The organism is Burkholderia sp. SR8 (genome assembly GCF_052851275.1).
Genome location: NZ_JAULUC010000001.1, coordinates 237553 through 262794, shown reverse-complemented (window position 1 = coordinate 262794; position 25242 = coordinate 237553). Strand labels below are relative to the sequence as shown.

General features: G+C 67.9%; 18 protein-coding genes and 1 pseudogene. 9 read left to right on the top strand and 10 right to left on the bottom strand.

The window, feature by feature from the left end:
* The first annotated feature begins 78 nt into the window (after window positions 1–78).
* Window positions 79–558 (top strand): glutathione peroxidase, encoded by a 480-nt coding sequence (locus Q3A80_RS01195; RefSeq protein ID WP_446327301.1) that lies wholly within the window; start codon window positions 79–81, stop codon window positions 556–558.
* A 120-nt stretch (window positions 559–678) separates the two neighbouring features.
* Here the strand turns inward: Q3A80_RS01195 and cls are convergent, their stop codons facing one another.
* The 7 genes and pseudogenes from cls to Q3A80_RS01160 all read right to left on the bottom strand — a co-directional run.
* Window positions 679–2118 carry a cardiolipin synthase gene (cls, locus tag Q3A80_RS01190; RefSeq protein ID WP_446327300.1) on the bottom strand — a complete coding sequence of 480 codons (1440 nt, stop codon included), beginning with the start codon at window positions 2116–2118 and terminating at the stop codon, window positions 679–681.
* 114 nt (window positions 2119–2232) lie between these two features.
* On the bottom strand, window positions 2233–3141 hold the full coding sequence (gene prmB / locus Q3A80_RS01185) for a 50S ribosomal protein L3 N(5)-glutamine methyltransferase (protein WP_446327299.1): 909 nt from the start codon (window positions 3139–3141) through the stop codon (window positions 2233–2235).
* Window positions 3142–3152: 11 nt separating this feature from the next.
* The gene (gene dapE / locus Q3A80_RS01180; protein WP_446327298.1) at window positions 3153–4292 is read right to left on the bottom strand and encodes a succinyl-diaminopimelate desuccinylase; all 1140 of its coding nucleotides are present in this window, start codon (window positions 4290–4292) and stop codon (window positions 3153–3155) included.
* Window positions 4293–4380: 88 nt separating this feature from the next.
* Window positions 4381–4749, bottom strand: coding sequence for an ArsC family reductase (locus tag Q3A80_RS01175; RefSeq protein WP_040144494.1), 369 nt, complete (start codon window positions 4747–4749; stop codon window positions 4381–4383).
* Window positions 4749–5576 carry a 2,3,4,5-tetrahydropyridine-2,6-dicarboxylate N-succinyltransferase gene (gene dapD / locus Q3A80_RS01170; RefSeq protein WP_069745057.1) on the bottom strand — a complete coding sequence of 276 codons (828 nt, stop codon included), beginning with the start codon at window positions 5574–5576 and terminating at the stop codon, window positions 4749–4751. Before dapD ends, Q3A80_RS01175 begins: the two co-directional genes overlap by 1 nt.
* A gap of 45 nt (window positions 5577–5621) precedes the next feature.
* Window positions 5622–6854 (bottom strand): succinyldiaminopimelate transaminase, encoded by a 1233-nt coding sequence (gene dapC / locus Q3A80_RS01165; RefSeq protein WP_446327297.1) that lies wholly within the window; start codon window positions 6852–6854, stop codon window positions 5622–5624.
* A 179-nt stretch (window positions 6855–7033) separates the two neighbouring features.
* Window positions 7034–8083, bottom strand: a pseudogene (locus Q3A80_RS01160) (RNA-guided endonuclease InsQ/TnpB family protein); the annotation flags it as partial.
* A 92-nt stretch (window positions 8084–8175) separates the two neighbouring features.
* Between Q3A80_RS01160 and Q3A80_RS01155 the strand changes: the two are divergent.
* From Q3A80_RS01155 to def, 5 genes are all read left to right on the top strand, one after another.
* A complete protein-coding gene (locus Q3A80_RS01155) occupies window positions 8176–9117 on the top strand; it encodes a DMT family transporter (protein WP_446327296.1) in 942 nt (313 codons plus the stop codon).
* Between the two features lie 141 nt (window positions 9118–9258).
* Window positions 9259–12771 (top strand): chromosome segregation protein SMC, encoded by a 3513-nt coding sequence (gene smc / locus Q3A80_RS01150; RefSeq protein WP_446327295.1) that lies wholly within the window; start codon window positions 9259–9261, stop codon window positions 12769–12771.
* Between the two features lie 85 nt (window positions 12772–12856).
* Window positions 12857–14164 (top strand): cell division protein ZipA C-terminal FtsZ-binding domain-containing protein, encoded by a 1308-nt coding sequence (locus Q3A80_RS01145; protein ID WP_446327294.1) that lies wholly within the window; start codon window positions 12857–12859, stop codon window positions 14162–14164.
* A 171-nt stretch (window positions 14165–14335) separates the two neighbouring features.
* Window positions 14336–16411: an NAD-dependent DNA ligase LigA gene (ligA, locus tag Q3A80_RS01140; protein ID WP_446327293.1), complete on the top strand. Its 2076-nt coding sequence runs from the start codon at window positions 14336–14338 to the stop codon at window positions 16409–16411.
* Window positions 16408–16941 (top strand): peptide deformylase, encoded by a 534-nt coding sequence (def, locus tag Q3A80_RS01135; protein WP_446327292.1) that lies wholly within the window; start codon window positions 16408–16410, stop codon window positions 16939–16941. The genes ligA and def overlap by 4 nt, the downstream gene beginning before the upstream one ends.
* A 120-nt stretch (window positions 16942–17061) precedes the next feature.
* Here def and Q3A80_RS01130 read toward each other — a convergent pair whose 3' ends face one another.
* From Q3A80_RS01130 to map, 3 genes are read right to left on the bottom strand one after another with little or no spacing between them, the layout of a single operon-like run.
* The gene (locus Q3A80_RS01130) at window positions 17062–18708 is read right to left on the bottom strand and encodes a pseudouridine synthase (protein WP_446327291.1); all 1647 of its coding nucleotides are present in this window, start codon (window positions 18706–18708) and stop codon (window positions 17062–17064) included.
* Between the two features lie 16 nt (window positions 18709–18724).
* A complete protein-coding gene (locus Q3A80_RS01125) occupies window positions 18725–21301 on the bottom strand; it encodes a [protein-PII] uridylyltransferase (protein WP_446327290.1) in 2577 nt (858 codons plus the stop codon).
* Between the two features lie 50 nt (window positions 21302–21351).
* Window positions 21352–22167, bottom strand: coding sequence for a type I methionyl aminopeptidase (gene map / locus Q3A80_RS01120; protein WP_446327289.1), 816 nt, complete (start codon window positions 22165–22167; stop codon window positions 21352–21354).
* 389 nt (window positions 22168–22556) lie between these two features.
* Here map and rpsB point away from each other — a divergent pair, with 389 nt between their 5' ends.
* From rpsB to pyrH, 3 genes are all read left to right on the top strand, one after another.
* Window positions 22557–23297, top strand: a complete 741-nt coding sequence (rpsB, locus tag Q3A80_RS01115) for a 30S ribosomal protein S2 (protein ID WP_006483818.1) — start codon at window positions 22557–22559, stop codon at window positions 23295–23297.
* Between the two features lie 162 nt (window positions 23298–23459).
* Window positions 23460–24341, top strand: a complete 882-nt coding sequence (gene tsf, locus Q3A80_RS01110; RefSeq protein ID WP_034207664.1) for a translation elongation factor Ts — start codon at window positions 23460–23462, stop codon at window positions 24339–24341.
* A gap of 156 nt (window positions 24342–24497) precedes the next feature.
* Window positions 24498–25211 carry a UMP kinase gene (gene pyrH, locus Q3A80_RS01105; RefSeq protein ID WP_124500030.1) on the top strand — a complete coding sequence of 238 codons (714 nt, stop codon included), beginning with the start codon at window positions 24498–24500 and terminating at the stop codon, window positions 25209–25211.
* Window positions 25212–25242: the final 31 nt, after the last annotated feature.

Here is a 25242-nt window from a genome sequence, read left to right as displayed (position 1 = left end):
CGGCCGTTCGGCGAATCCCGCAACGGCGCGATTTCGCCTAGACTCCACGTCGATCCGGTTTCGTAAAAGGAGTGCCCGATGTCCACCCTGTATTCGTTCAGCGCCGAGACGCTCGCCGGCCAGCCGGCGTCGCTCGATGCCTATCGCGGCAAGGTGCTGCTGATCGTCAACACCGCGAGCGAGTGCGGCTTCACGCCGCAGTATGCGGGCCTGCAGAAGCTGTACGACCAGTACGCGGCGCGCGGCTTCTTCGTGCTCGGCTTCCCGTGCAACCAGTTCGGCAAGCAGGAGCCGGGCGATGCCGCGCAGATCGGCGCGTTCTGCGAGCGCAACTACGGCGTCACGTTCCCGATGTTCGCGAAGATCGACGTGAAGGGCGAGCACGCGCATCCGCTGTACCGCTACCTGACCGACGAGGCGCCCGGGATCCTCGGCCTCAAGGCGATCAAGTGGAACTTCACGAAATTCCTGGTCGACCGCGACGGGCGGATCGTCAAGCGCTACGCGCCGTCGACGAAACCCGAGGAAATCGCCGCGGATATCGACAAGCTGCTGTGAGCGTTTGAAACGGCGGCCGGGGCGTCGCGGCCGAACCTGCCGCGCCGGGCTCGGCGGCGCGCAAGCGTGCACCGCCACGCGGGCCGCGCGAGCGGTTCGAGGCCGGCGCCCGCGCCGCCGCTACAGGATCGGCGAGAACAGGCGCGCGACGTGCATCGCGATGCGTCGCCACGCCGGCGAGTGCCGGTACTCGTTCGCATCGACCTCGTAGGCCTGTGCGAAATCGGCATCGAGCATCGCCTCGACCTCGTCGGCGAACGCGCGGTCGACGGTCAGCACCATGATCTCGAAGTTGAGCCGGAACGAGCGGTTGTCGAGATTCGCACTGCCGACCGCGGCCGCGATGCGGTCGATCAGCACGACTTTCTGGTGCAGGAAGCCGGGCCGGTAGCGGAACACCTTGACGCCTGCGTCGACGAGGTCGCGCGCATAGAGCTTCGACGCCTCGAACACGACGTAGTGGTCGCGCCGGTTCGGGATCAGGATGCGCACGTCGACGCCGCGCATCACCGCGAGCTTCAGCGCGGCGATCACCGCTTCGTCGGGCACGAGATACGGCGTCGTGATCCACACCCGTTCGCGCGCGGCGTTGATCGCCTCGACGAAGAACAGCGAGCCGGTTTCCTGTTTGTCGGCGGGCCCCATCGGCACCGCGAGGCAATGCATCGTGTCGCCGGGCAGCGCGGCCGGCGGGTCGGCGAGCGGCGGCAGCGTCTGCGTCGCCCAGTGCCAGTCTTCGGCGAACACGTACTGGATGCTGGCGACCGCCGGGCCGCGGATCTCGATATGGGTATCGCGCCACGGCGACAGGCGGCGGTTCGCCCCGAGATATTCGACGCCGACGTTGTGTCCGCCGACGAACGCGCGATTGCCGTCGACGACGACGATCTTGCGATGGTTGCGGAAGTTCAGCTGGAAGCGGTTGACGAACTTGCGGTGGGTCGCGAACGGCGTCACCTCGACGCCGCCGCGGCGCAGCGAGTCGACGTAGCTGTGCGGCAGGTCGAAGCTGCCGATGCTGTCGTACAGCACGTAGCAGCGCACGCCGGCCGCCGCGCGCGCGAGCAGCGCGTCGCGCAGCATCTGGCCGAGCGCGTCGTCGCGCACGATGAAGAACTGGACGATCACGTAATCGCGTGCGGCATCGATCGCCGACAGGATCGCCGAGAAGGTCGCATCGCCGTTCACGAGCGTGCGCACCGCATTGCCGCCGACGAACGGCATGCCGCCGAGCCGCGTCAGCGCGAGCACGGCGGTGCGGCCGATCGCGTCGGCGGCCGGCCCGTCGGATGCGCGTGCATCGAGCCACGGCGCGCGCGGCGTGTGCGTGCGCAGCGCCTTCGTTTCCTGGCGCCGCGCGTCGACGTAACCGGAGAACTTGCTGCGGCCGAGGAACAGGTAGGGGATGAGCGTCAGATACGGCATCGCGGCGAGCGATACGGCCCATGCGATCGCGCCTTGCGACGTGCGCGTGTTCATGACCGCGTGAAACGCCGCGACGATCCCGAGCACGTGAATGGCCAGGATCAGGGTGCCGAGATGTAGCCAGTCGAGGGTCATGGGCGCGTGACGGACTCCTGAAGTCGTGCGGCGCGGCGGCCGCTCACGCGCATCTTACCGAACCGTGCGGGACAGCGGGGTGCCGTGCCGCACGGTCCGGTCGCAGCGCGCCGTTCAGGCCTTGCGCGGCAGGTCGGACGCCTGGATCAGGAACACGGTGTCGTCGCCGGCGCTGGTTGGCAGCCACGTGAGTTCGAGGCCGCCGAACGCGGCTTCGACGTTCTCGCGTTCGTTGCCGATCTCGACGACGAGCACGCCGTCGTCATGCAGCCACTTGTGCGCGTGCGCGATGATCCGGCGCACGATGTCCATCCCGTCGTCGCCGCCGGCGAGCGCCATCTCGGGCTCGTGCCGGTACTCGGGCGGGAGTGCGGCCATCGACGCGGCGTTCACGTACGGCGGGTTCGTCAGGATCACGTCGTAGCGTGCGTCGGGTTCCGCGCGGAACGCGGGCAGCGGCGCGTACAGGTCGCCTCGGTGCAGCGTGATGCGGTCGTCGAGGCCGTAGTCGCGCACGTTGATCGCGGCGACTTCGAGCGCCTTGTCGGACAGGTCGACCGCGTCGATCTCGGCATTCGGGAACGCGCTGGCCGCGAGGATCGCGAGGCAGCCCGAGCCGGTGCACAGCTCGAGCACGGCGCCGACCTGCTCCGGGTCGGCGACATACGGCTGCAGCCCGTCGTCGAGCAGTTCGCCGATGAACGAGCGCGGCACGATCACGCGCTCGTCGACGTAGAAGCGGTGGCCGTGCATCCACGCTTCATGCGTCAGATACGCGGCCGGCACGCGCTCCGTCGCGCGCCGTTCGATCAGCGCGAGCACGGCCGCGATTTCGTCGGGCAAGAGGCGGGCATCGAGGAACGGCTCGAGCGTGTCGAGCGGCAGGTCGAGCGTATGCAGCACGAGGTACGCGGCTTCGTCGTACGCGTTGTCCGAGCCGTGGCCGAACGCGAGCTTCGCCTTCGAGAAACGCGTGACCGCGTAGCGCAGCAGGTCGCGAACAGTTGCAAAAGGTGTCGTCATGCGAGGCTCCGTCAGGCGATCAGTTGTTCGAGCACGCCGCGGTACACGTTCTTCAGCGGGTCGATGAAGCGCACGTCGATGTGTTCGTCGATCTTGTGGATGCTGCCGTTCGGCGGCCCGAACTCGATCACCTGCGGGCAGATGCGCGCGATGAAGCGTCCGTCGGACGTGCCGCCCGTCGTCGACAGCTCGGTCGTGAGGCCGGTCTCCGCGCGGATCGCGTTCTCGAGCGCGTTCGACAGCTCGCCGCGCGGTGTGAGGAACGGCAGGCCGCTCACCGACCACTTCAGCGAGTACTCGAGGCCGTGCTTGTCGAGGATCGCATGCACACGTGCCTGCAGTCCCTCGACGGTGCTCGCCGTCGAAAAGCGGAAGTTGAACATCAGGTCCGCGTGGCCGGGGATCACGTTGGTCGCCCCGGTGCCCGCGTGCAGGTTCGACACCTGCCACGTGGTCGGCGGAAAGTATTCGTTGCCTTCGTCCCACCGTTCGGCGGCGAGCTCGGCGAGCGCGGGCGCGAGCAGGTGGATCGGGTTCTTCGCAAGGTGCGGGTACGCAATGTGGCCCTGCACGCCCTTGACGATCAGTTCGCCCGACATCGAGCCGCGGCGGCCGTTCTTCACGACGTCGCCGAGTTCGGCGGTCGACGTCGGCTCGCCGACGATGCAGTAGTCGAGTCGTTCGCCGCGCGCTTCGAGCAGTTCGACGACTTTCACGGTGCCGTCGGTGGCCGGGCCTTCCTCGTCGCTCGTGATCAGGAACGCGATCGCACCGCGGTGGCCGGGATGCGCCGCGACGAATTCCTCGGACGCGACGACGAACGCCGCGAGCGACGTCTTCATGTCGGCCGCGCCGCGGCCGTACAGCTTGCCGTCGCGATGCGCGGGGATGAACGGCGGCGACGTCCACTGCTCGAGCGGGCCGGTCGGCACGACGTCGGTGTGGCCCGCGAACGCGAGCAGCTTGCCGTCGCGGCCGTCGGTGCCGCGCTTGACGGCCCACAGGTTGGTCACGCCGTGCGACGCGATGGTCTCGCATTCGAAGCCGAGCGCGGCGAGGCGCTCGGTCATGATCTGCTGGCAGTGCTGGTCGTCGGGCGTGACGGACGCGCGGGCGATCAGCTGTTCGGTAAGGGCTAGGGTGGCGGACATGGTTCGGACCACTTTCGATAAAAAATGCCGGCGCGGGGGCCGGCAGCGATGAGACGTCGTGCGCAGTGCACGCGCAGCGCGCGCGGCCCTAGGCGGCAAACAGTGCCGCGTACTGATCGGCGACGAAGCCGAGCGATTTCACGCGGCCGTTGACGACGAGCACGGGGCGCTTGATGACCGACGGCTTGTGGATCATCAGCGCGACCGCGCCGGACTTCGTTTCCGCGGCCGCCTTCATGGCGTCGTCCAGGCCGCGCCACGTCGTGCCGCGCTTGTTCACGAGCGCGTCGAGCGACACGTCCTTCAGCCAGTCCTCGACGAGCGGTGCGCTGACGCCGAGCTTCTTGAAGTCGTGGAACTCGAATTCGACGCCGTGCTCGTCGAGCCACACGCGGGCCTTCTTCACGGTGTCGCAGTTCGGGATGCCGTAGACGACCACGGTGCGCGGCTTGGCCATCAGTCGCCTCGCAGCAGCTCGTTCAGGCCGACCTTCGCGCGGGTCTTCGCGTCGACCTTCTTCACGATCACCGCGCAGTACAGGCTGTGCGAGCCGTCCTTCGACGGCAGGTTGCCGGCGACGACGACCGAGCCGGCCGGGATGCGGCCGTAGCTGACTTCGCCCGTTTCGCGGTCGTAGATCTTCGTGCTCTGGCCGAGGTACACGCCCATCGAGATCACCGAGTTCTCCTCGACGATCACGCCTTCGACGACTTCCGAGCGCGCGCCGATGAAGCAGTTGTCCTCGATGATGACCGGGTTCGCCTGCAGCGGCTCGAGCACGCCGCCGATGCCGACGCCGCCCGACAGGTGCACGTTCTTGCCGATCTGCGCGCACGAACCGACCGTTGCCCACGTATCGACCATCGTGCCTTCGTCGACGTATGCGCCGATGTTGGTGTACGACGGCATCAGCACGACGTTCTTCGCGATGAACGAGCCGCGGCGCGCGATGGCCGGCGGCACGACGCGGAAGCCGCCCGCGGCGAAGTCTTCGGCCGTGTAGTTCGCGAACTTCGACGGCACCTTGTCGTAGAACTGCGAATAGCCGCCGGCCGGCATCGGAGCGTTGTCCTCCAGGCGGAACGACAGCAGCACGGCCTTCTTCAGCCACTGATGCACGGTCCAGTTGCCGTCGATCTTCTCGGCGACGCGCAGCGCGCCGCGGTCGAGCTGCTCGATCGCGTGGGCGACGGCTTCGCGGACTTCCGCCGGCGCGGCCTTCGGCGACAGCTCGGCGCGGTTTTCCCAGGCGGTATCGATGATTTGCTGAAGTTGTTGCGACATGTTCGTTTTCGCAGGAGATGAATGGAATTGATCGGGATGGATGTCTTACCGCGCGAGCGAGCGGCAGAAATCGACGATGCGTTGCGCGCCCTCGACGCATTCGGGGGTGCCCGCGACGAGCGCGATCCGGATGAAATCGCGGCCCGGATTCGTGCCGTGCGCGTCGCGCGCCAGGTACGAGCCGGGCAGAACCGTCACATTATAGTCGGCGTACAGGCGGCGGGCGAACTCGGTGTCCGACAGGCCCGTGCGCGCGACGTTGGCCCACAGGTAGAACGCGGCGTCGGGCAGCTTCACGTCGATCGCGTCGGCAAGCATCGGCGTGACAGTGTTGAACTTCTGCAGGTACAGCGCGCGGTTCTCGCGCACGTGCGCCTCGTCGTTCCACGCGGCGATGCTCGCGTGCTGCCACACCGGCGACAGCGCGGCCCCGTGGTACGTGCGGTACAGCAGGAATTTCTTCAGCAGCGCGGCGTCGCCGGCGACGAAGCCCGAGCGCATGCCGGGCACGTTCGAGCGCTTCGACAGGCTCGACAGCATCACGAGCCGCTCGAAGCCGCGGCCGAGGCGGTGCGCGGCCTCGAGGCCGCCGAGCGGCGGCGCCGCTTCGTCGAAGTAGATTTCCGAATAGCACTCGTCGGACGCGATCACGAAGCCGTGGCGGTCCGACAGCGCGAACAGCTCGCGCCAGTCGTCGAGCGTCAGCACGGCGCCGGTCGGGTTGCCCGGCGAGCACACGTACAGCAATTGCGTGCGCGCCCACACTTCGTCGGGCACGGCCGCGTAGTCGCACGCGAAGTTGCGCGCCGGATCGCTGTTCGCGAAATAGGGTTCGGCACCGGCCAGCAGCGCCGCGCCTTCGTAAATTTGATAGAACGGATTCGGACAGAGTACGATCGCCTTCTTGCCGTCCGTGCTCGGGCGCGCGTCGATCACCGTTTGCGCGAGCGAGAACAGCGCCTCGCGCGAACCGGACACCGGCAGCACCTGCGTGGCCGGATCGATCGCCGGCAGCCCGTAGCGGCGTTCGAGCCACTGCGCGATCGACGTGCGCAGCGCGTCCGAGCCGGCCGTGGCCGGATACGACGCGAGGCCGTCGAGCGCGGCCACTACCGCGTCGCGGATCAGCGCCGGCGTCGGGTGCTTGGGCTCGCCGATGCCGAAGCTGATCGGTTTCAGGCCGGCGGCGGGCGTCACGTCCTTGAACAGGGCGCGCAGCTTTTCGAAGGGATAGGGCTGGAGTGAGTCGAGTCGAGGGTTCACGGGCGAAGCGGCCATCGCGGCCGGTTGGAGCGAAAGGGGCGGCGCGGGTGCCGCACGGCTGCGAACGGGCGCCGACGGCGCGCGGGTCGCAACGGACGATTATAGCGTGATGCAATGCGGTCACGGCCCGCCGGAACGGCGGCCGGGCCGGTCGAACAAAGGGTATCGAACCAATTGACGTCCTCGTCCGCCTGAAGGCGGAGGATTCCCACACCTGGCGATGCACGTCCGCATCGGAGAATGTTCAGCGCAGCGTTGATATCACGATCATGCACGACACCACATCCACTGCAGGCCCATTCTCTTACTCGCAGTCCCGCGATACCTTTCGGCCGCGTCGTGCTGCCTTTCGACCCGCACGCCGAACAGGACTGGGTCGAACCGCTTTCGTCCACTTCTTCGAACGTGGCCCCGTGCGCGACCGCTTTGTAACGGAGTTTGTTTCGGAAGGACGACCAGGACGCGTCGTAGACGCTCTTCGCCATCCTGGTTCTGGCGAGTTTGACAGCCGACACGTTGCCGACCGCGATGTAATCGAAGCGCCGCACCAGATCGAGCGCGAGCTTGTGCTGGAAATCGGCACGGGTATTCGCGACCTTGGCGTGCAGCTTCGCGATATGCCGCTTGTGCTTGCGCGCCCGTTGCGCTTTCGCCAGCTTTTCCGCCGCGCGTCGACCGAACTGGTCATTGGGCAGCTTCTCGCCGGTCGAAAGTGTGGCGAAGTCTTTCAGGCCGAGATCGATGCCGACACCGGAACGGATCGGGCGGGCCTGAACACCGGGCATCTCGATCACGATGTTGAGAAACCAGTTGCCGCGTGCATCCTGCGCAAAGTTGGTCCCGTCCTTGATCTTGCCTTCGGGAAGCGGCCGGCTGTTGAACACGCGGAAGGTATTGCCGGCGAAGCGAAAGGCGTCGCCCTCGCGCTTCAGGTCACGGCCCTTCAGCGGCACCCAGCCAAGCGATTTCCTGCCGCGATAACGCAGATACGGACGTCGGTGCTGGCTGCGCGACTTCGCGTATTGCTCACACGTTGCGTTGATCGTGCCGGAGTGGATGCCAAGCTCCTTGCTGCTGCCGGTCGTCAACACGTTCAGATCGAATCCCGTCGGCCACTTCTTGCGCCACTTGAGCGCGTGCCTCTGCGTGTCGTTGCAGAAGTTCCAGACATAGTTCACCGCACGGCTCTGCTTGTTGAGCAGTCCGTTGAGCGACTTCACCCGGTAGCGGTAGACAAGGATCATGCAGGCGATCCTAACCTGTGGAAAAAGCTGCCTGTCAACAGCACGCCTTTCCTTCCCGCCATCAATGGCGGGGTTTCTCGGAGCAAATTCTGATGAACAACGCGGTACGCGGCAGCCTGCCGACGCTCGCCATCCTGATCGGCGCGTCGGTATGGGGCCTGATCTGGTATCCGCTGCGGATCCTCGCGTCGCTCGGCCTGACCGGCACGCTGGCGAGCGCGCTGACGAGCGCGGTCGCATTCCTGTTCGTGATCGTCGCGCGGCACCGCACGATCGCGACGCTGCGCTGGCACTGGGTGCTGCCGGGCATCGCGGTCACCGCCGGCGTGACCAACCTCGGCTTCGTGTGGGGCACGATCCACGGCGAAGTGCTGCGCGTGATGCTGCTGTTCTACCTGACGCCGGCATGGACGGCGATCTACGCGCATTTCCTGCTGCGCGAGCGGCTGACGTGGGCCGGCGCGGGCCTCGCGGCGCTGTCGATCGGCGGCGCGATGCTGATGCTGTGGTCGCCGACGCTCGGCCTGCCGCTGCCGGCCAACCCGGCCGAATGGGCGGGCCTCGCGGCCGGCCTCAGTTTCGCGATGAGCAACGTGCTCGTGATCAAGGCGAGCCGCGAGCTGCCGGAGATGCGCGCAGAGATGCGCACCGCGACGCTGTTCGGCGGCGCGGCGGTGTTCGGCGCGATCGCGTCGCTCGTCGAGGGGCTGCCGGCCGCCCCGGCCGGCGGGCAGCTCGGCCCCGCCGCGCTGATCGTCGTCGCGATCGGCGTGACGATGGCCGCGAACAACCTGCTCGTGCAGTACGGGCTCGCGCGCGTGCCGGCGAACCGCGCGTCGATCATCATGCTGTTCGAGATCGTGATCACCGCGCTGTCGGCGTGGGTGTTCGCGAACGAACTGCCCAGCGCGCGCGAGTGGGCGGGCGGCGCGTGCATCGTGCTGGCGACGCTACTGTCGAGCCGGGTCCATCGGGCCGCGCCCGCATCGGGCAAACCCGGCGGCGGGCGGGACGGCGCACGCGCGATGGTATGATGGAAGCCGTTTGCGGGGCCCAACGCTTCAGATGCGCGCGGCCCCGCTTTTGAATTCCGGGGCGCACCGTGCGCATGGGCCGTCCGGCCCCGCGCGGCGCGGCCCCGTCCGTTTCACACCTTCTTCACATCCGATACCGCCGTGCGTCTGAGCTCGATCAAACTCGCTGGCTTCAAATCCTTCGTCGATCCCACGCATTTCCAGGTTCCGGGCCAGCTTGTCGGCGTGGTAGGCCCGAACGGGTGCGGCAAGTCCAACATCATCGATGCCGTGCGCTGGGTGCTCGGCGAGTCGCGCGCATCCGAGCTGCGCGGCGAGTCGATGCAGGACGTGATCTTCAACGGCTCGACCGCCCGCAAGCCCGGCAGCCGGGCGAGCGTCGAACTGATCTTCGACAACTCCGACGGCCGCGCGGCCGGGCAGTGGGGCCAGTACGGCGAGATCGCCGTGAAGCGCGTGCTCACGCGCGACGGCACGTCGAGCTACTACATCAACAACCTGCCGGCGCGCCGCCGCGACATCCAGGACATCTTCCTCGGCACGGGCCTCGGGCCCCGCGCATACGCGATCATCGGCCAGGGCATGATCGCGCGGATCATCGAGGCGAAGCCGGAAGAGCTGCGCGTGTTCCTCGAGGAAGCCGCCGGCGTGTCGAAGTACAAGGAACGCCGCCGCGAGACCGAGAATCGCCTGCACGACACGCGCGAGAACCTGACGCGCGTCGAGGACATCGTGCGCGAGCTCGGCGCGAACCTCGAGAAGCTCGAGGCGCAGGCGGTCGTCGCGACCAAGTACAAGGAACTCGTCGCCGACGGCGAGGAGAAGCAGCGCCTGTTGTGGCTGCTGCGCAAGAACGAGGCCGCGGGCGAGCAGCAGAAGCAGCAGCGCGCGATCGAGCAGGCGCAGATCGACCTCGACGCGCAGACGGCGAAGCTGCGCGAGGTCGAGTCGCAGCTCGAGACGCTGCGTGTCGCGCATTACTCGGCGAGCGACGCGATGCAGGGCGCGCAGGGCGCGCTCTACGAGGCGAATGCCGAAGTGAGCCGTCTCGAGGCCGAGATCAAGTTCATCGTCGAATCGCGCAACCGCGTGCAGGCGCAGATCGCCGCACTGAACGCGCAGCGCGAGCAATGGCGCGCGCAGGCCGAGAAGGCGCAGGACGAGCTCGAGGAAGCCGAAGAGGCGCGCGCGATGGCCGACGAGAAGGCCGCGCTCGCCGAAGACAACGCCGCCGCGAAACACGACGCGCTGCCGGCGCTCGAAGCGAAATGGCGCGATGCGCAGGCGCAGCTGAACGACGAGCGCGCGCGGATCGCGCAGACCGAACAGTCGCTGAAGCTCGAAGCCGCGCATCAGCGCAATGCCGACCAGCAGCTGCAGCAGCTTCAGCAGCGCCACGAGCGCCTGAAGTCGGAGGCGGGCGGGCTCGACGCGCCCGATGAAGCGCAGCTCGAGGAGCTGCGCATGCAGCTCGCCGAGCAGGAAGAGATCCTCGCCGAAGCGCAGGCACGCCTCACCGATGCGCAGGATGCGCTGCCGCGTCTCGACGGCGAGCGCCGTGCCGCGCAGGAGCGCGTGCAGGCCGAAAGCGCGCAGATCCACCAGCTCGAGGCGCGCCTGGCCGCGCTCAAGCAGCTGCAGGAGAACGTGCAGACCGAAGGCAAGATCCAGCCGTGGCTCGACAAGCACGAGCTCGGCGCGCTGCCGCGCCTGTGGAAGAAGCTGCACGTCGAAGCCGGCTGGGAAGCGGCGCTCGAAGCCGTGCTGCGCGAGCGCCTCGCCGCGCTCGAAGTATCGAATCTCGACTGGGTGAAGGCGTTCGCGACCGATGCGCCGCCCGCGAAACTCGCGTTCTACGCGCCGCCGCCGGCCGGCGAAGCGCCGGCCGCTCCGGCTGGCCTGCGCCCGGTGCTGTCGCTCGTGCGCATCGACGACGCGGGCATCCGTGCGGTGCTGAACGACTGGCTCGGCAACGTGTACGTCGCCGACGACGTCGCGCAGGCGCTCGCGACGCGCGCGCAACTGCCGGCAGGCGGCGCGTTCGTCGTCAAGGCCGGTCACATCGTCACGCGCGTCGGCGTGCAGCTGTACGCGGCCGATTCGGAGCAGGCCGGGATGCTGGCCCGCCAGCAGGAAATCGAAAACCTGACGCGCCAGGTGCGCGCGCAGGCATTGCTCGCCGACGACGCGCGCACCGCAGCCGTGCGTGCGGAGGCCGCGCACACGCAGGCCGCGCAGGCGCTCGGCGACGTGCGCGCGCAGGCCGAACGTGCGACGCAGCGCGTGCACGCGCTGCAGATGGACGTGCTGAAGCTTGCACAGGCGCACGAGCGTTACACGCAACGCAGCACGCAGATCCGCGAGGAGCTCGAGGAAATCGGCGCGCAGATCGACGAGCAGCGTGCACTGCGCGCGGAATCGGAAGCGAACTTCGAGCGTTTCGACGGCGAGCTCGCGGAACTGCAGGCGCGCTTCGAGGACAACCAGCTCGCGTTCGAGGCGCTCGACGAATCGCTGACGCAGGCGCGCCAGGAAGCGCGCGACCTCGAGCGTGGTGCGAACGACGCGCGCTTCGCCGCGCGCAACGCGGTCACGCGGATCGACGAACTGAAGCGCAGCATCCAGGTCGCGCACGAGCAGAGCGAGCGCGTGGCCGCGTCGCTGGAAGACGCGCGCGCCGAACTCGAAACGATCAACGAGCAGACCGCGCACACGGGCCTGCAGGACGCGCTCGAAATTCGCGCGGTGAAGGAAGAAGCGCTGCAGGCCGCGCGGATCGAACTCGACGACCTGACCGCGAAGCTGCGCGCGTCCGACGAGCAGCGTCTCGTCGCCGAGCGTTCGCTGCAGCCGCTGCGCGACCGCATCACCGAGCTGCAGCTGAAGGAGCAGGCCGCGCGCCTCGCCGTCGAGCAGTTCGCCGAGCAGCTCACGGCCGCCGAGGTCGACGAGCAAGCGCTGCGCGACAAGCTGACACCGGACCTGAAGCCGTCGTACCTGCAGGGCGAGGTCACGCGCCTGAACAACGCGATCAACGCGCTCGGCCCGGTGAACATGGCCGCGCTCGACGAACTGAAGGCCGCAAGCGAGCGCAAGGTGTTCCTCGATGCGCAGTCCGCCGACCTGACCGACGCGATCACGACGCTCGAGGACGCGATCCACAAGATCGACCAGGAAACCCGCACGCTGCTGCAGGGCACCTTCGACGAGGTCAACCGTCACTTCAGCGACCTGTTCCCGCGCCTGTTCGGCGGCGGCCAGGCGAAGCTGATCATGACGGGCGACGAAATCCTCGACGCGGGCGTGCAGGTGATGGCGCAGCCGCCGGGCAAGAAGAACGCGACGATCCACCTGCTGTCGGGTGGCGAAAAGGCGCTGACCGCGACCGCACTGGTGTTCGCGATGTTCCAGCTGAACCCGGCGCCGTTCTGTCTGCTCGACGAGGTCGACGCGCCGCTCGACGACGCGAACACCGAGCGTTTCGCGAATCTCGTGCGTGCGATGTCCGACAAGACGCAGTTCCTGTTCATTTCGCACAACAAGATCGCGATGGAGATGGCGCAGCAGCTGATCGGCGTGACGATGCAGGAGCAGGGCGTGTCGCGGATCGTCGCGGTGGACATGGAAACCGCCGCGGGTTTTGCCCAGAATTGACGTTTGACGAAACCGGACCGCGTTCGCGCGGCGCATGGGCGCCCGTTCGCGGTTCCGACGAAAAAGAATTGCTGATGGAGCGTGCATGGACGAGTTGACACTCGGTTTGATCGGCGCCGGCGCCGTCGTGGTGGGCGGCGTCGTGGTCTACAACGCATGGCAGGGCGCGAAGGTGCGGCGCAGGATGCCGCGCCCAATGCCGGAAGAGGCGGCCGAGGCGATGAACCGCCCCGAGCGCGAAGAAGAACTGCCGTTCATCGAGCCGGTGCGCCAGCCCGTGCGCCGCGAACCCGCGGCGCCGGCGGCGGCCGCCGCCGCAGGGGCGTCGGCCGAAGCCGCGCGCGTCGAGCCGACGTTCGGCGGCGCAGCGTCGAGCGGCGCGGCACCCGCCGACACGCCGGCCGATCTGCAGGCCGAGGCGACCGGCGCCGACCTGCCGTCGGAGTCGAGCGAGTCGGCCGCGCAGGCCGCCGAGGAAGGCGCGGCTGCGGCGACGCCGGAAGCGCCGGCCGTCGACGCGGCGAACGAGCCGGCCGAGCCCGTGCTGCCGGCCGCGACCACGATTTCGTCGGCACCGCCGGCGATCGTCGACCGCCGGATCGACTGCATCGTGCCGATCCGCCTGGGCGCGCCGCTGCCGGGCGACAAGATCCTGCCGGTCGCGCAGCGGCTGCGCCGCGCGGGCAGCAAGCCCGTGCATATCGAAGGCAAGCCGGAAGGCGGCCAGTGGGAGCTGCTGCAGAACGGCGTGCGCTATGAGGAACTGCGTGCGGCCGCGCAGCTCGCGAACCGCAGCGGCGCACTGAACGAGCTCGAATTCTCGGAGTTCGTGACGGGCGTCCAGCAGTTCGCCGACGCGATCGACGGCGCGCCGGAATTCCCGGACATGATGGAGACGGTCGCGATGGCGCGCGAGCTCGACGGCTTCGCCGCGCAGTGCGACGCGCAGCTGTCGATCAACGTGATGTCGGACGGCGCGCCGTGGTCCGCGAACTACGTGCAGGCCGTCGCTTCGCAGGACGGGCTGCTGCTGTCGCGCGACGGCACGCGGTTCGTGAAGCTCGACGCGAAGCAGAACCCGGTGTTCATGCTGCAGTTCGGCGACACGAACTTCCTGCGCGACGACCTCACGTACAAGGGCGGCAACATGATCACGCTGGTGCTCGACGTGCCGGTCGCCGAAGAGGACATCCTGCCGTTCCGGCTGATGTGCGACTACGCGAAGTCGCTGTCCGCGCGGATCGGTGCACGGGTCGTCGACGATTCGCGCCGGCCGCTGCCGGAATCGACGCTCGTCGCGATCGATCAGCAACTGATGAAGCTGTACGCGAAGCTCGAGGAAGCCGGCATCCCGGCCGGTTCGCCGGTCACGCGGCGTCTGTTCAGCCAGTAACGCGTATCGCGTGCGGCGGCGCTCGCCGCCGCCGCACGTCGCTGCTGCGCCGCACCCACGCCGCGGGTGTGCGGCGCAGCAGGCCCGCGCGGCACGCATCGCGTGCCCCCGCCACGGCGTCAAACTGAGATAATCGAACATCCGATTTTTCAGAACGAATCTGCCGCCAGCATGGCCCGAACCCAAGCCGAACCGCCAGCCAGCCAGCCCGACGCGCGCGCCGCGTGGCTGCGCGACCAACTCGAGCGGGCGAACTACGCCTATTACGTGCTCGACCAGCCGGACCTGCCCGACGCCGAATACGACCGGCTGTTCGGCGAGCTGCAGCAACTCGAAACCGATCACCCCGAACTCGTGACGCCCGATTCTCCGACGCAGCGCGTCGGCGGCGAAGTGGCGAGCGGGTTCACGCCGGTCGTCCACGACGCGCCGATGCTGTCGCTGAATAACGGCTTCGCCGACGAGGACATCGCCGCATTCGACAAGCGCGTCGCCGATGCGCTCGCGAAAACCACCGATCTCGCCGGCTCGGTGACGGACCCCGTCGAATACGCGTGCGAGCTGAAGTTCGACGGGCTCGCGATCTCGCTGCGCTACGAGCGCGGCGTGTTCGTGCAGGCCGCGACGCGCGGCGACGGCACGACCGGCGAGGACGTGACGGAGAACGTCCGCACGATCCGCTCGATCCCGCTGAAGCTGAAGGGCAAGGACGTGCCGGCCGTGCTCGACGTGCGCGGCGAGGTGCTGATGTTCAAGCGCGATTTCGCACGCCTGAACGAACGTCAGCGCGCGGCCGAGCAGCGCGAATTCGCGAACCCGCGCAACGCGGCGGCCGGCAGCCTGCGCCAGCTCGATCCGAAGATCACCGCGCAGCGTCCGCTGTCGTTCTTCGCGTACGGGATCGGCGTGCTCGACGGGATGCCGATGCCGGACACGCACAGCGCGCTGCTCGACTGGTACGAGTCGCTCGGCCTGCCGGTGAACCGCGAACGTGCGGTCGTGCACGGCGCGGACGGCCTGCTCGGCTTCTTCCGCAAGGTCGGCGAGAAGCGCGAATCGCTGCCGTACGACATCGACGGCGTCGTGTACAAGGTGAACCGGCGCGACGAACAGGACCGGCTCGGCTTCGTGTCGCGCGCGCCGCGCTTCGCGCTCGCGCACAAGTTCCCCGCGCAGGAAGCGCTGACGAAGCTCGTCGCGATCGACGTGCAGGTCGGCCGCACCGGTGCGATCACGCCGGTCGCGCGGCTCGAACCCGTGTTCGTCGGCGGCGCGACGGTGACCAACGCGACGCTGCACAACGAGGACGAGGTGCGCCGCAAGGACATCCGGATCGGCGATACCGTGATCGTGCGGCGTGCGGGCGACGTGATTCCGGAAGTGGTCGGCGCGCTGCTCGACCGCCGTCCGGTCGATGCGGCAGCGTTCGTGATGCCGACCGAGTGCCCGGTGTGCGGCTCGAAGATCGAGCGCCTGCCGGACGAGGCGATCGCGCGCTGCACGGGCGGCCTGTTCTGTCCGGCGCAGCGCAAGCAGGCGTTGTGGCACTTTGCGCAGCGCCGCGCGCTCGACATCGACGGGCTCGGCGAGAAGATCATCGATCAGCTCGTCGAACTGAATCTCGTGCGCACGCCGGCCGACCTGTTCAATCTCGGCTTCGCGACGCTCGCGGAGCTCGACCGATTCGCGGAGAAGTCCGCGCAGAACCTGCTCGACTCGCTCGAGAAGGCGAAGCACACGACGCTCGCGCGCTTCATCTACGGGCTCGGCATCCGCCACGTCGGCGAATCGACCGCGAAGGATCTCGCAAAGCATTTCGGGTCGCTGAACCCGATCATGGACGCATCGATCGACGAGCTGCTCGAAGTGAACGACGTCGGGCCGATCGTCGCCGAGTCGATCCACCAGTTCTTCGCGGAAGAGCACAACCGCACGGTGATCGAGCAGCTGCGCGCGCCCGGCAAGGTCACGTGGCCGGAAGGCCCGCCCGCGCCGAAGGCGCCGCAGGGCGTGCTGGCCGGCAAGACGGTCGTGCTGACGGGCACGCTGCCGAATCTCACGCGCGACGCGGCGAAGGAGATGCTCGAAGCGGCGGGCGCGAAGGTCGCCGGGTCGGTATCGAAGAAGACGGATTACGTGGTCGCGGGCGCCGAAGCGGGCAGCAAGCTCGCGAAGGCCGAGGAACTCGGCATCCCGGTACTGGACGAAGACGGACTGCACCAACTCCTGGAGGGCAACACGCCATGATTCGCGAGATCCTGAAGATGGGCGATCCGCGCCTGCTCGAAGTGGCCGAGCCGGTCGAGCGGTTCGATACCCCCGACCTGCACGAGATCGTCGCGGACATGTTCGAGACGATGCACCACGCGAACGGTGCGGGGCTCGCCGCGCCGCAGATCGGCATCGGGCTGCAGATCATCATCTTCGGCTTCGGCAGCAACAACCGCTATCCGGATGCGCCGCCGGTGCCCGAGACCGTGCTGATCAACCCGAAGCTCGAGTACATGCCGCCGGACATGGAAGAGGGCTGGGAGGGCTGCCTGTCGGTGCCGGGCATGCGCGGCGTGGTGAGCCGCTACGCGAAGGTCCGCTACAGCGGCTACGACCAGTTCGGCACGAAGATCGACCGTGTCGCGGAAGGGTTCCACGCGCGCGTCGTCCAGCACGAATACGATCACCTGATCGGCAAGCTGTATCCGATGCGGATCACCGACTTCACGCGGTTCGGCTTCACCGAGGTGCTGTTCCCGGGGCTCGATCCGACCGAGGACGACTGACCGGCCGGCACGCGGCGGCGCATGGCGGCGCGTGGCGCGTTGCACCGTCGCCGCCCCGGAAACAAAAAAACCCGCTCGCGCGGGTTTTTTCACTGCGCGGCACGCAATGCGTGCCGGCGATCAGAACGACTCGTCGGCCGACAAGTAGCGCCATTGCCCCTGCGGCAGCGCGCCGAGCATCACGCGCCCCATCCGCACGCGCTTCAGGCCGATCACTTCGAGGCCGACCAGCTCGCACATGCGGCGAATCTGGCGCTTCTTGCCTTCGCGCAGCACGAAGCGCAGCTGCTCGCCGTTCTGCCAGCTCACCATCGCGGGCTTCAGCGGGACGCCGTCGAGTTCGAGGCCGTGGCGCAGCTTCGCGAGCGATTCGGCAGGGAAGTGCTGGTCGATGTCGATCAGGCGTTCGCCGAAGCGCACGCGCACCAGGTATTCCTTGTCGATGTCCGACTGTTCGCCGATCAGCTGCTTCGCGATCACGCCGTTCTGCGTGAGCACGAGCAGGCCGGTCGAGTCGATGTCGAGCCGGCCGGCCGGCGCGAGCGCGTGCAGGTGTTGCGGCGAGAAGCGGATCTGCGAGCGGTCGCCGCTCCACTGGTTCGCGCGCGTGATCAGCACCGACGCGGGCTCGTAGCCGTCTTCGGCCTGACCCGACACGTAACCGACCGGCTTGTGCAGCAGGATCGTCACTTGCGCGGCCTGCGCGGCGCTCGCGCGTTCGTCGATCTCGATCTTCTGGTCCGGGCGGACCTTCGTGCCGAGCGTGTCGATGCGTTCGCCATCGACGAGCACCCAGCCCTTTTCGATCCATTCGTCGGCTTCGCGGCGCGAGCACAGGCCGAGTTCCGACATCCGCTTCGACAGGCGCATCAGGCCCGTTTCGTCGCCGTGATCGACGTCGGCGGCGCGGCGCTTGACCGGTTGGGCGGTCTTCAGCGCGGCGCCGGTCGAACGGCGCTCGCTGCTGCTGCGTTCGCCGAAGCCGCGCTTTGCGCCTTCGCCGGCTGGCTTGTCGCGGTACGGTGCGCGTGCGCTGCCTTCGGCGCCTGCGCGGCGCGGACGTGCGTCGTCGTCGCCGCGACGTGCGGGGCGGTCGGACGGCGCACGGCGTTCGCCGAAGCTGCGCTTTGCGCCTTCGCCGGCTGGCTTGTCGCGGTAGGGCGCGCGTGCACCGCCTTCGCTGCCTGCACGGCGCGGGCGCGCATCGTCGTCGCTGCGACGTGCGGGGCGGTCGGACGGCGTGCGGCGTTCGCCGAAGCTGCGCTTCGCGCCTTCGCCGGCTGGCTTGTCGCGATAGGGCGCGCGTGCACCGCCTTCGCTGCCTGCACGGCGCGGGCGCGCATCGTCGTCGCTGCGACGTGCGGGGCGGTCGGACGGCGCACGGCGCTCGCCGAAGCTGCGCTGCGCGCCTTCGCCGGCTGGCTTGTCGCGATAGGGCGCACGCGCCGCGCCTTCGCCGGCTGCACGGCGCGGCCGTGCATCGTCGGTGCTGCGATACGGACGGGCGTCGCTGCGCTCGGTACCGCCGTCACGCGGCGCGCGCTTCGCCGGCGCGCGATCCGCGCCGGGCCGTTCCGCGCCGCGCGGCTTGAACGCGCGTTCGCCGGCGGCTGCCGGCGCGGCAGCCTTCTTCGGGCGCGGCGGCTTGTCGGCCGCGGCCGGCGCGGCGGGGCGCACCGGCTTGCGGGCGACGAGGCTGCCGGAGCGGACAGGGGCGCGGGTCGGCGACGCCGGCTTCGGATTCTTGACGGTCAGTTTGGTGCGCATAAACGCTGGGATTCATTCAGACTGCGATCGCGCGCAGCAATTCGGTTTCGAGCTGGATCTGCAGGCGGTTGTCGGACAGGCCGGCACCGTCGAGCAGGAAGATGTCCTCGACGCGTTCGCCGAGCGTGTTGATCCGCGCCGCGTGGACGCCGACCTGATGCTCGGCCAGCACGCGCGCGATCGAATAGAGAAGGCCCGGCCGGTCGTTGGCGGACACGGACAGGATGTAGTACTGGCCGCGCTCGTCGGCCCGGAGGTCGACGCGCGGCGTGATCGGAAACGTCCGCGACAGCCGCGACAGGCGGCCCTTGGACGGCTCCGGCAGCGGGGCGGTTTCGGCGAGACGCATCGCGAGCTGCTGCTCGACGAGATTCGCGATGTCGCGATAGCGCACGTCGCGTTCGGTCTGCGTGACGATGAAGTTGTCGAGCGCATAGCCGTGCCGCGTCGTGCTGACGCGCGCGTCGAGCACCGACAGCCCGTTGCGGTCGAAGTACGCGCAGATGCCCGCGAACAGGTCGGGGCGATCCTTCACGTACACGAGCACCTGCAGCGCGTCGCCGATCGGCGACGGCCGCGCGCGCACGATCGCGGTCTCGGCGTTCACGTGCCGGTACAGCACGCGCGTCTGCCATGCGATGTCGGCCGCGTCGTGACGCAGGAAGAAGCCGACGTCGAGCTGATCCCACAGTGCGCGGTGCGCGTCGTCGGGCACGGTCTCGAGGCGCAGCAGCGCGAGCGCCTGCTCCTGCCGCGATTTCAGTTCCGAATGCGCGTCGGGCTTCGCGCCGCCGAGCACCGCGAGCGTGATGCGGTACAGATCCTCGAGCAGCTTGCCCTTCCACGTGTTCCATACCTTCGGGCTCGTGCCGCGGATATCGGCGACGGTCAGCAGGTAGAGCGCGGTCAGATACCGCTCGTTGCCGACGACTTCCGCGAAGCGCTTGATGACTTCCGGATCGCTGGTGTCCTGCTTCTGCGCGACCTGGCTCATCGTCAGGTGATGCTGGACGAGCCACACGATCAGCGCCGCGTCGTCGCCGGCGATCGCGTGCTCGCGGCAGAAGCGCCGCGCATCGGCCATCCCGAGCGTCGAGTGGTCGCCGCCGCGGCCTTTCGCGATGTCGTGGAACAGCGCCGCGACATACAGCACCCACGGGCGCTCGAAATTGCCGATCAGCTGGCTGCAGAACGGGTACTCGTGCGCATGCTCGGCCACCGCGAAGCGGCGGATGTTGCGCAGCACCATCAGGATGTGCTGGTCGACCGTATACACGTGGTACAGGTCGTGCTGCATCTGGCCGACGATGCGGCGGAAGTTCAGCAGGTAGCGGCCGAGCACGCTCGTCTGGTTCATCAGCCGGAACGCGTGCGTGATGCCTTCGGGCTGCTGCAGGATCTGCATGAACGTGTGGCGGTTCTGCGGATCGCGGCGCCACGTGTTGTTCATGATCTCGCGCGAGTTGTACAGCGCGCGCAGCGTGCGGGCGGACAGCCCCTTCACGCCGCGGGTCGTCTCGTACAGCAGGAACGCCTCGAGAATCGCGTCCGGATGGCGTTCGAACACGCCGTCGTCGACGATCTCGAGCATCCCCTGCTTCTCGACGAAGCGATCGGGCGACAGCACGCGCGTGATGCCGCTCGTCGCGGGGAACAGCTGCGCCTCGATGTTCTGGATCAGGATCGTCGCGAGCTGCGTGACCGCTTTCGCGGCCCAGTAGTAGCGGCGCATCAGCTGCTCGCTCGCGCGCTTGGCCTGCGTCGGCCGGTAGCCGAAGCTCTCGGCCGCCTGCGTCTGCAGGTCGAACACGAGCATGTCCTGGCGGCGGCCGGCGAGCACGTGCAGCCGCGCGCGCAGCGTTTTCAGGAATCCTTCGTTGCGGCGCAGTTCGCGCGCTTCGCGCTCGGTGATGAGGCCGCGCGTGTCGAGCTCGCGCCAGCTGCTGCCGAAGCCGGCCGCGCGCGCGATCCACAGGATCGTCTGCAGGTCGCGCAGCCCGCCGGGGCTTTCCTTCACGTTCGGCTCGAGGCTGTACGGCGTGTCCTGGAACTTCGCGTGGCGCTGGCGCATCTCGAGCACCTTCGCGGTGAAGAACGCGCGCGCGTCGAGCGCCTCGTGATAGCGCACGGTGAAGCGCTCGAACAGCGCGGTGCTGCCGACGATGCGGCGCGCCTCGAGCAGCGAGGTCTGCACGGTGACGTCCTGCGACGCTTCCTCGATGCATTGCGCGACCGTACGCACGCTGCTGCCGATCTCGAGCCCGAGATCCCAGGCCATCCCGATGAAGCGCTCGATGCGGGCGTCGAGCGCCGGGTCGTGCGTATCGGGCAGCAGCACGAGGATGTCGACGTCGGAGTGGGGCGCGAGCTCGCCGCGCCCGTAGCCGCCGACCGCGACGAGCGCGAGCGTCGCCGGCAGTTCGCAGTCGTCCCACACGCGCTTGAGCGCGTCGTCGGTGAGTTTCGACAGCGCGTGCATCAGCGCTGCGACGTTCGTTGCGCTGCGAAAGCGCGCGAGCATGTCGGTCTTGGCGGCCTTGAATTCGGCGCGCCGCGACAGCGCTTCGGGCGAGGGGGCGGCGTGAGCGCTCATGGGCGGCCGTTCAGGTCAGGGGCGGGTGGATCGGGGGCGCGCGACGGCGCTCAGACCGCGGCGGCCGGTTGCGCGAACACCGGGCGCGCCGGCGTGCCGGCCGACACGGTCAGCACTTCGTAACCCGTCTCGGTGACGAGCACCGTGTGCTCCCACTGCGCGGACAGGCTGCGGTCGCGCGTCTTGACCGTCCACTGGTCGGGCATCGTGCGGATGTCGCGCTTGCCGGCGTTGATCATCGGCTCGATCGTGAAGATCATCCCGGCCTTCAGCTCGATCCCGGTGCCCGGGCGGCCGTAGTGGACGACCTGCGGATCTTCGTGGAACACCGTGCCGATGCCGTGGCCGCAGTATTCGCGCACGACGCTGTAGCCCTGCGCTTCCGCATGCTTCTGGATCGCATAGCCGATGTCGCCGAGGTGCGCGCCCGGCTTGACCTGGTCGATGCCGAGCCACATGCACTCGTAGGTGGTCTGCACGAGGCGCTTCGCGAGAATCGAGCCCTCGCCGACGATGAACATCCGGCTGGTGTCGCCGAAGTAGCCGTTCTTGATCACGGTGATGTCGATGTTCAGCGCGTCGCCGTTCTTCAGCACCTTCTCGCCCGGAATGCCGTGGCAGATCACGTCGTTGACCGAAATGCAGGTGGCTTTCGGGTACGGCGGGTAGCCGGGCGGCTGGTAGTTCAGCGGCGCTGGGATCGTGCCCTGCTCGTTGAGCATGAATTCGTGACAGAGCCGGTCGAGCTCGGCGGTCGTGATGCCCGCGACGACGTGCGGCGTGATGAAATCGAGCACTTCGCTCGCGAGACGGCAGGCGACGCGCATCTCGGCGATGTCGTGTTCGTTTTTGAGCGTAATAGCCATCGAGGTATGCCTGGAATGCGGTGAATTGACGGATTATCGCACCTTATGGCGGGCCTCGCAGCCCCTGCGGGCGGTGCCGGTGCGGGTTTTCGCGGATTGTCCGCCCGGCTGCCGCGCGGCTAGCGATAGTGGTGCGCGACTTGAGAGCCGACAAATCGGCGTGCTATACTCTCTGGCTAAGTCGACATCCAAATGCCGAACATGCTCCGTTTTGGGGCGATGTGGTGCGGCATCGCGATGAAAGGCTTGCGGCACGCGCAGTTTCGCACGTGCCGAATCGCAAGCCGGCGCAACCAGGGTGCCGGCCGCGCGGAACGAAGAGCCTTCAGGGCGCGTTCGCGCGGCGGTACGGCAGCCGGCTTAAGACCCAACCCTCGTGGAGAATTTACATGGCAGTTACGATGCGCCAAATGCTGGAAGCGGGTGTCCACTTCGGTCACCAGACGCGCTTCTGGAACCCGAAGATGGCTCCGTTCATTTTCGGTCACCGCAACAAGATTCACATCATCAACCTCGAAAAGACGCTGCCGATGTTCACGGACGCACAGAAGTACGTGCGCCAGCTGGCAGCGAACCGCGGCACGATCCTGTTCGTCGGCACGAAGCGCCAGTCGCGTGACACGATCGCCCAGGAAGCGCAGCGTGCGGGCATGCCGTACGTCAACGCACGCTGGCTCGGCGGCATGATGACCAACTTCAAGACGCTGAAGGTGTCGATCAAGCGCCTGAAGGACATGGAAGCGGCAGTCGAGGCGGGCGAGCTCGAGAAGATGAGCAAGAAGGAAGCGCTGCTGTTCGAACGCGAAATCGCCAAGCTGCAGAAGTCGATCGGCGGCGTGAAGGACATGGGCGGCATTCCGGACGCAATCTTCGTCGTCGACGTCGGCTACCACAAGATCGCCGTCACGGAAGCGAACAAGCTGGGCGTGCCGGTCATCGCCGTGGTCGACACGAACCACTCGCCGGAAGGTGTGGACTACGTGATCCCGGGCAACGACGATTCGAGCAAGGCAGTTGCGCTGTACGCTGAAGGCGTGGCCGACGCGATCCTGGAAGGCCGTGCGAACGCGGTCAACGAAGTGGTCCAGGCAGCGCGTGGCGACGACGAGTACGTCGAGGAAAACGCGTAACTGGCCCCGAGCCGGCGCAAAAAGGGGGCTCTCAACAGGCCCCCTTTTTTTAAGCTTGTGCGCCGGACCTGATCGCGCCGAAGCGGCGCGGGTCCGGAAACGATTTTCGGCCGTTCGCGTCCAAGCGGGCGGCGTTGTGAATACAGACTCAAGGAGCGAATGATGGCGGCAATTACCGCAAGCATGGTGGCAGAACTGCGCGCAAAGACCGACGCACCGATGATGGAGTGCAAGAAGGCGCTGACGGAAGCCGACGGCGACCTGGCCAAGGCTGAAGAGCTGCTGCGCGTCAAGCTCGGCAACAAGGCGAGCAAGGCGGCATCGCGCGTGACGGCCGAAGGCGTCGTCGCATCGTTCGTCGGCGGCAACGCAGGCGCGCTCGTCGAACTGAACTGCGAAACCGACTTCGTCGCGAAGAACGACGACTTCCTCGCGTTCTCGAAGACGGTTGCGGAACTCGTCGCGACGAAGAACCCGGCCGACGTGGCTGCGCTGTCGGCGCTGCCGCTCGACGGCAAGACGGTCGACGAAGTGCGTCTGGCGCTGGTCGGCAAGATCGGCGAGAACATCTCGATCCGCCGTTTCGTGCGTTTCGAAACCGCGAACAAGATCGCGACGTACCTGCACGGCGCACGCATCGGCGTGATCGTCGAGTACACGGGCGCGGAAGAGCAGGTCGGCAAGGACGTCGCGATGCACATCGCCGCGATGAAGCCGGTCGCGCTGTCGTCGGCGGACGTGCCGGCGGAGCTGATCGAAACGGAACGCCGCGTCGCCGAGCAGAAGGCTGCCGAATCGGGCAAGCCGGCTGAAATCGTCGCGAAGATGGTCGACGGCAGCGTGCAGAAGTACCTGAAGGAAGTGTCGCTGCTGAACCAGACGTTCGTTAAGAACGACAAGCAGACGATCGAGCAGATGCTGAAGGCAGCGAATGCGGCAGTGCAGAAGTTCGCGCTGTTCGTCGTCGGCGAAGGCATCGAGAAGCGCCAGGACGACTTCGCCGCCGAAGTGGCCGCGCAGGTCGCAGCAGCAAAGCAGCAGTAAGCAGTCAGGCAGTATCCGCGGCGGGCGTCCGCTCCGCCGCGGCCGGCGGCGCCGCCGGCCGGCCGGGAACCCCGGTCCGGCCGTCGGTGCTTGCCCGAATCAGTATTTCGCCCCTACAGTTCGTGGTTGTCATCCTCTCGTCGCTCGGAAGCCCCTATGTCCAATGCCTATAAACGCGTCCTCCTCAAACTCTCCGGCGAAGCGCTGATGGGCGACGATGCCTTCGGCATCAATCGCGCGACGATCGAGCGGATGGTGGCGGATATCGCCGAAGTCGTGCGTCTCGGCACACAGCTCGCGGTCGTGATCGGCGGCGGTAACATTTTCCGCGGTGTCGCGGGCGGCGCGGCCGGCATGGACCGCGCGACGGCCGACTACATGGGGATGCTGGCGACGATGATGAACGCGCTGGCGCTGCAGGACGCGATGCGCCACGCCGGCATCGTCGCGCGCGTGCAGTCCGCGCTGCGCATGGATCAGGTCGTCGAGCCGTACATCCGGCCCCGCGCGATCCGCCAGCTCGAGGAAGGCAAGGTCGTGATCTTCGCGGCCGGCACGGGCAACCCGTTCTTCACGACGGACACGGCCGCCGCGCTGCGCGGTTCGGAAGTGGGCGCCGAGGTCGTATTGAAGGCGACCAAGGTCGATGGCGTATATTCTGCCGATCCGAAGAAGGATCCGTCGGCCACGCGCTACACGACGATCAGCTTCGACGAGGCGATCAGCCGCAATCTGCAGGTGATGGACGCGACGGCCTTCGCGCTGTGCCGCGACCAGAAGCTGCCGATCCGCGTGTTTTCGATCAACAAGCCGGGCGCGCTCAAGCGCATCGTGCTGGGCGAGGACGAAGGTACGCTCGTCCACGTGTAAACTCCCGCGGATGCGGGCAAGCGGCGTGGGT

Excerpts from the sequence above, each read along its gene's own strand:
- Q3A80_RS01155 (WP_446327296.1), top strand. The coding sequence starts at position 8,176 with ATGAACAACGCGGTACGCGGCAGCCTGCCGACGCTCGCCATCCTGATC.
- Q3A80_RS01175 (WP_040144494.1), bottom strand. The coding sequence starts at position 4,749 with ATGGCCAAGCCGCGCACCGTGGTCGTCTACGGCATCCCGAACTGCGAC.
- Q3A80_RS01145 (WP_446327294.1), top strand. The coding sequence starts at position 12,857 with ATGGACGAGTTGACACTCGGTTTGATCGGCGCCGGCGCCGTCGTGGTG.
- cls (WP_446327300.1), bottom strand. The coding sequence starts at position 2,118 with ATGACCCTCGACTGGCTACATCTCGGCACCCTGATCCTGGCCATTCAC.
- def (WP_446327292.1), top strand. The coding sequence starts at position 16,408 with ATGATTCGCGAGATCCTGAAGATGGGCGATCCGCGCCTGCTCGAAGTG.
- prmB (WP_446327299.1), bottom strand. The coding sequence starts at position 3,141 with ATGACGACACCTTTTGCAACTGTTCGCGACCTGCTGCGCTACGCGGTC.
- Q3A80_RS01195 (WP_446327301.1), top strand. The coding sequence starts at position 79 with ATGTCCACCCTGTATTCGTTCAGCGCCGAGACGCTCGCCGGCCAGCCG.
- Q3A80_RS01125 (WP_446327290.1), bottom strand. The coding sequence starts at position 21,301 with ATGAGCGCTCACGCCGCCCCCTCGCCCGAAGCGCTGTCGCGGCGCGCC.
- dapE (WP_446327298.1), bottom strand. The coding sequence starts at position 4,292 with ATGTCCGCCACCCTAGCCCTTACCGAACAGCTGATCGCCCGCGCGTCC.
- tsf (WP_034207664.1), top strand. The coding sequence starts at position 23,460 with ATGGCGGCAATTACCGCAAGCATGGTGGCAGAACTGCGCGCAAAGACC.
- map (WP_446327289.1), bottom strand. The coding sequence starts at position 22,167 with ATGGCTATTACGCTCAAAAACGAACACGACATCGCCGAGATGCGCGTC.
- dapC (WP_446327297.1), bottom strand. The coding sequence starts at position 6,854 with ATGGCCGCTTCGCCCGTGAACCCTCGACTCGACTCACTCCAGCCCTAT.
- ligA (WP_446327293.1), top strand. The coding sequence starts at position 14,336 with ATGGCCCGAACCCAAGCCGAACCGCCAGCCAGCCAGCCCGACGCGCGC.
- Q3A80_RS01130 (WP_446327291.1), bottom strand. The coding sequence starts at position 18,708 with ATGCGCACCAAACTGACCGTCAAGAATCCGAAGCCGGCGTCGCCGACC.
- pyrH (WP_124500030.1), top strand. The coding sequence starts at position 24,498 with ATGTCCAATGCCTATAAACGCGTCCTCCTCAAACTCTCCGGCGAAGCG.
- dapD (WP_069745057.1), bottom strand. The coding sequence starts at position 5,576 with ATGTCGCAACAACTTCAGCAAATCATCGATACCGCCTGGGAAAACCGC.
- rpsB (WP_006483818.1), top strand. The coding sequence starts at position 22,557 with ATGGCAGTTACGATGCGCCAAATGCTGGAAGCGGGTGTCCACTTCGGT.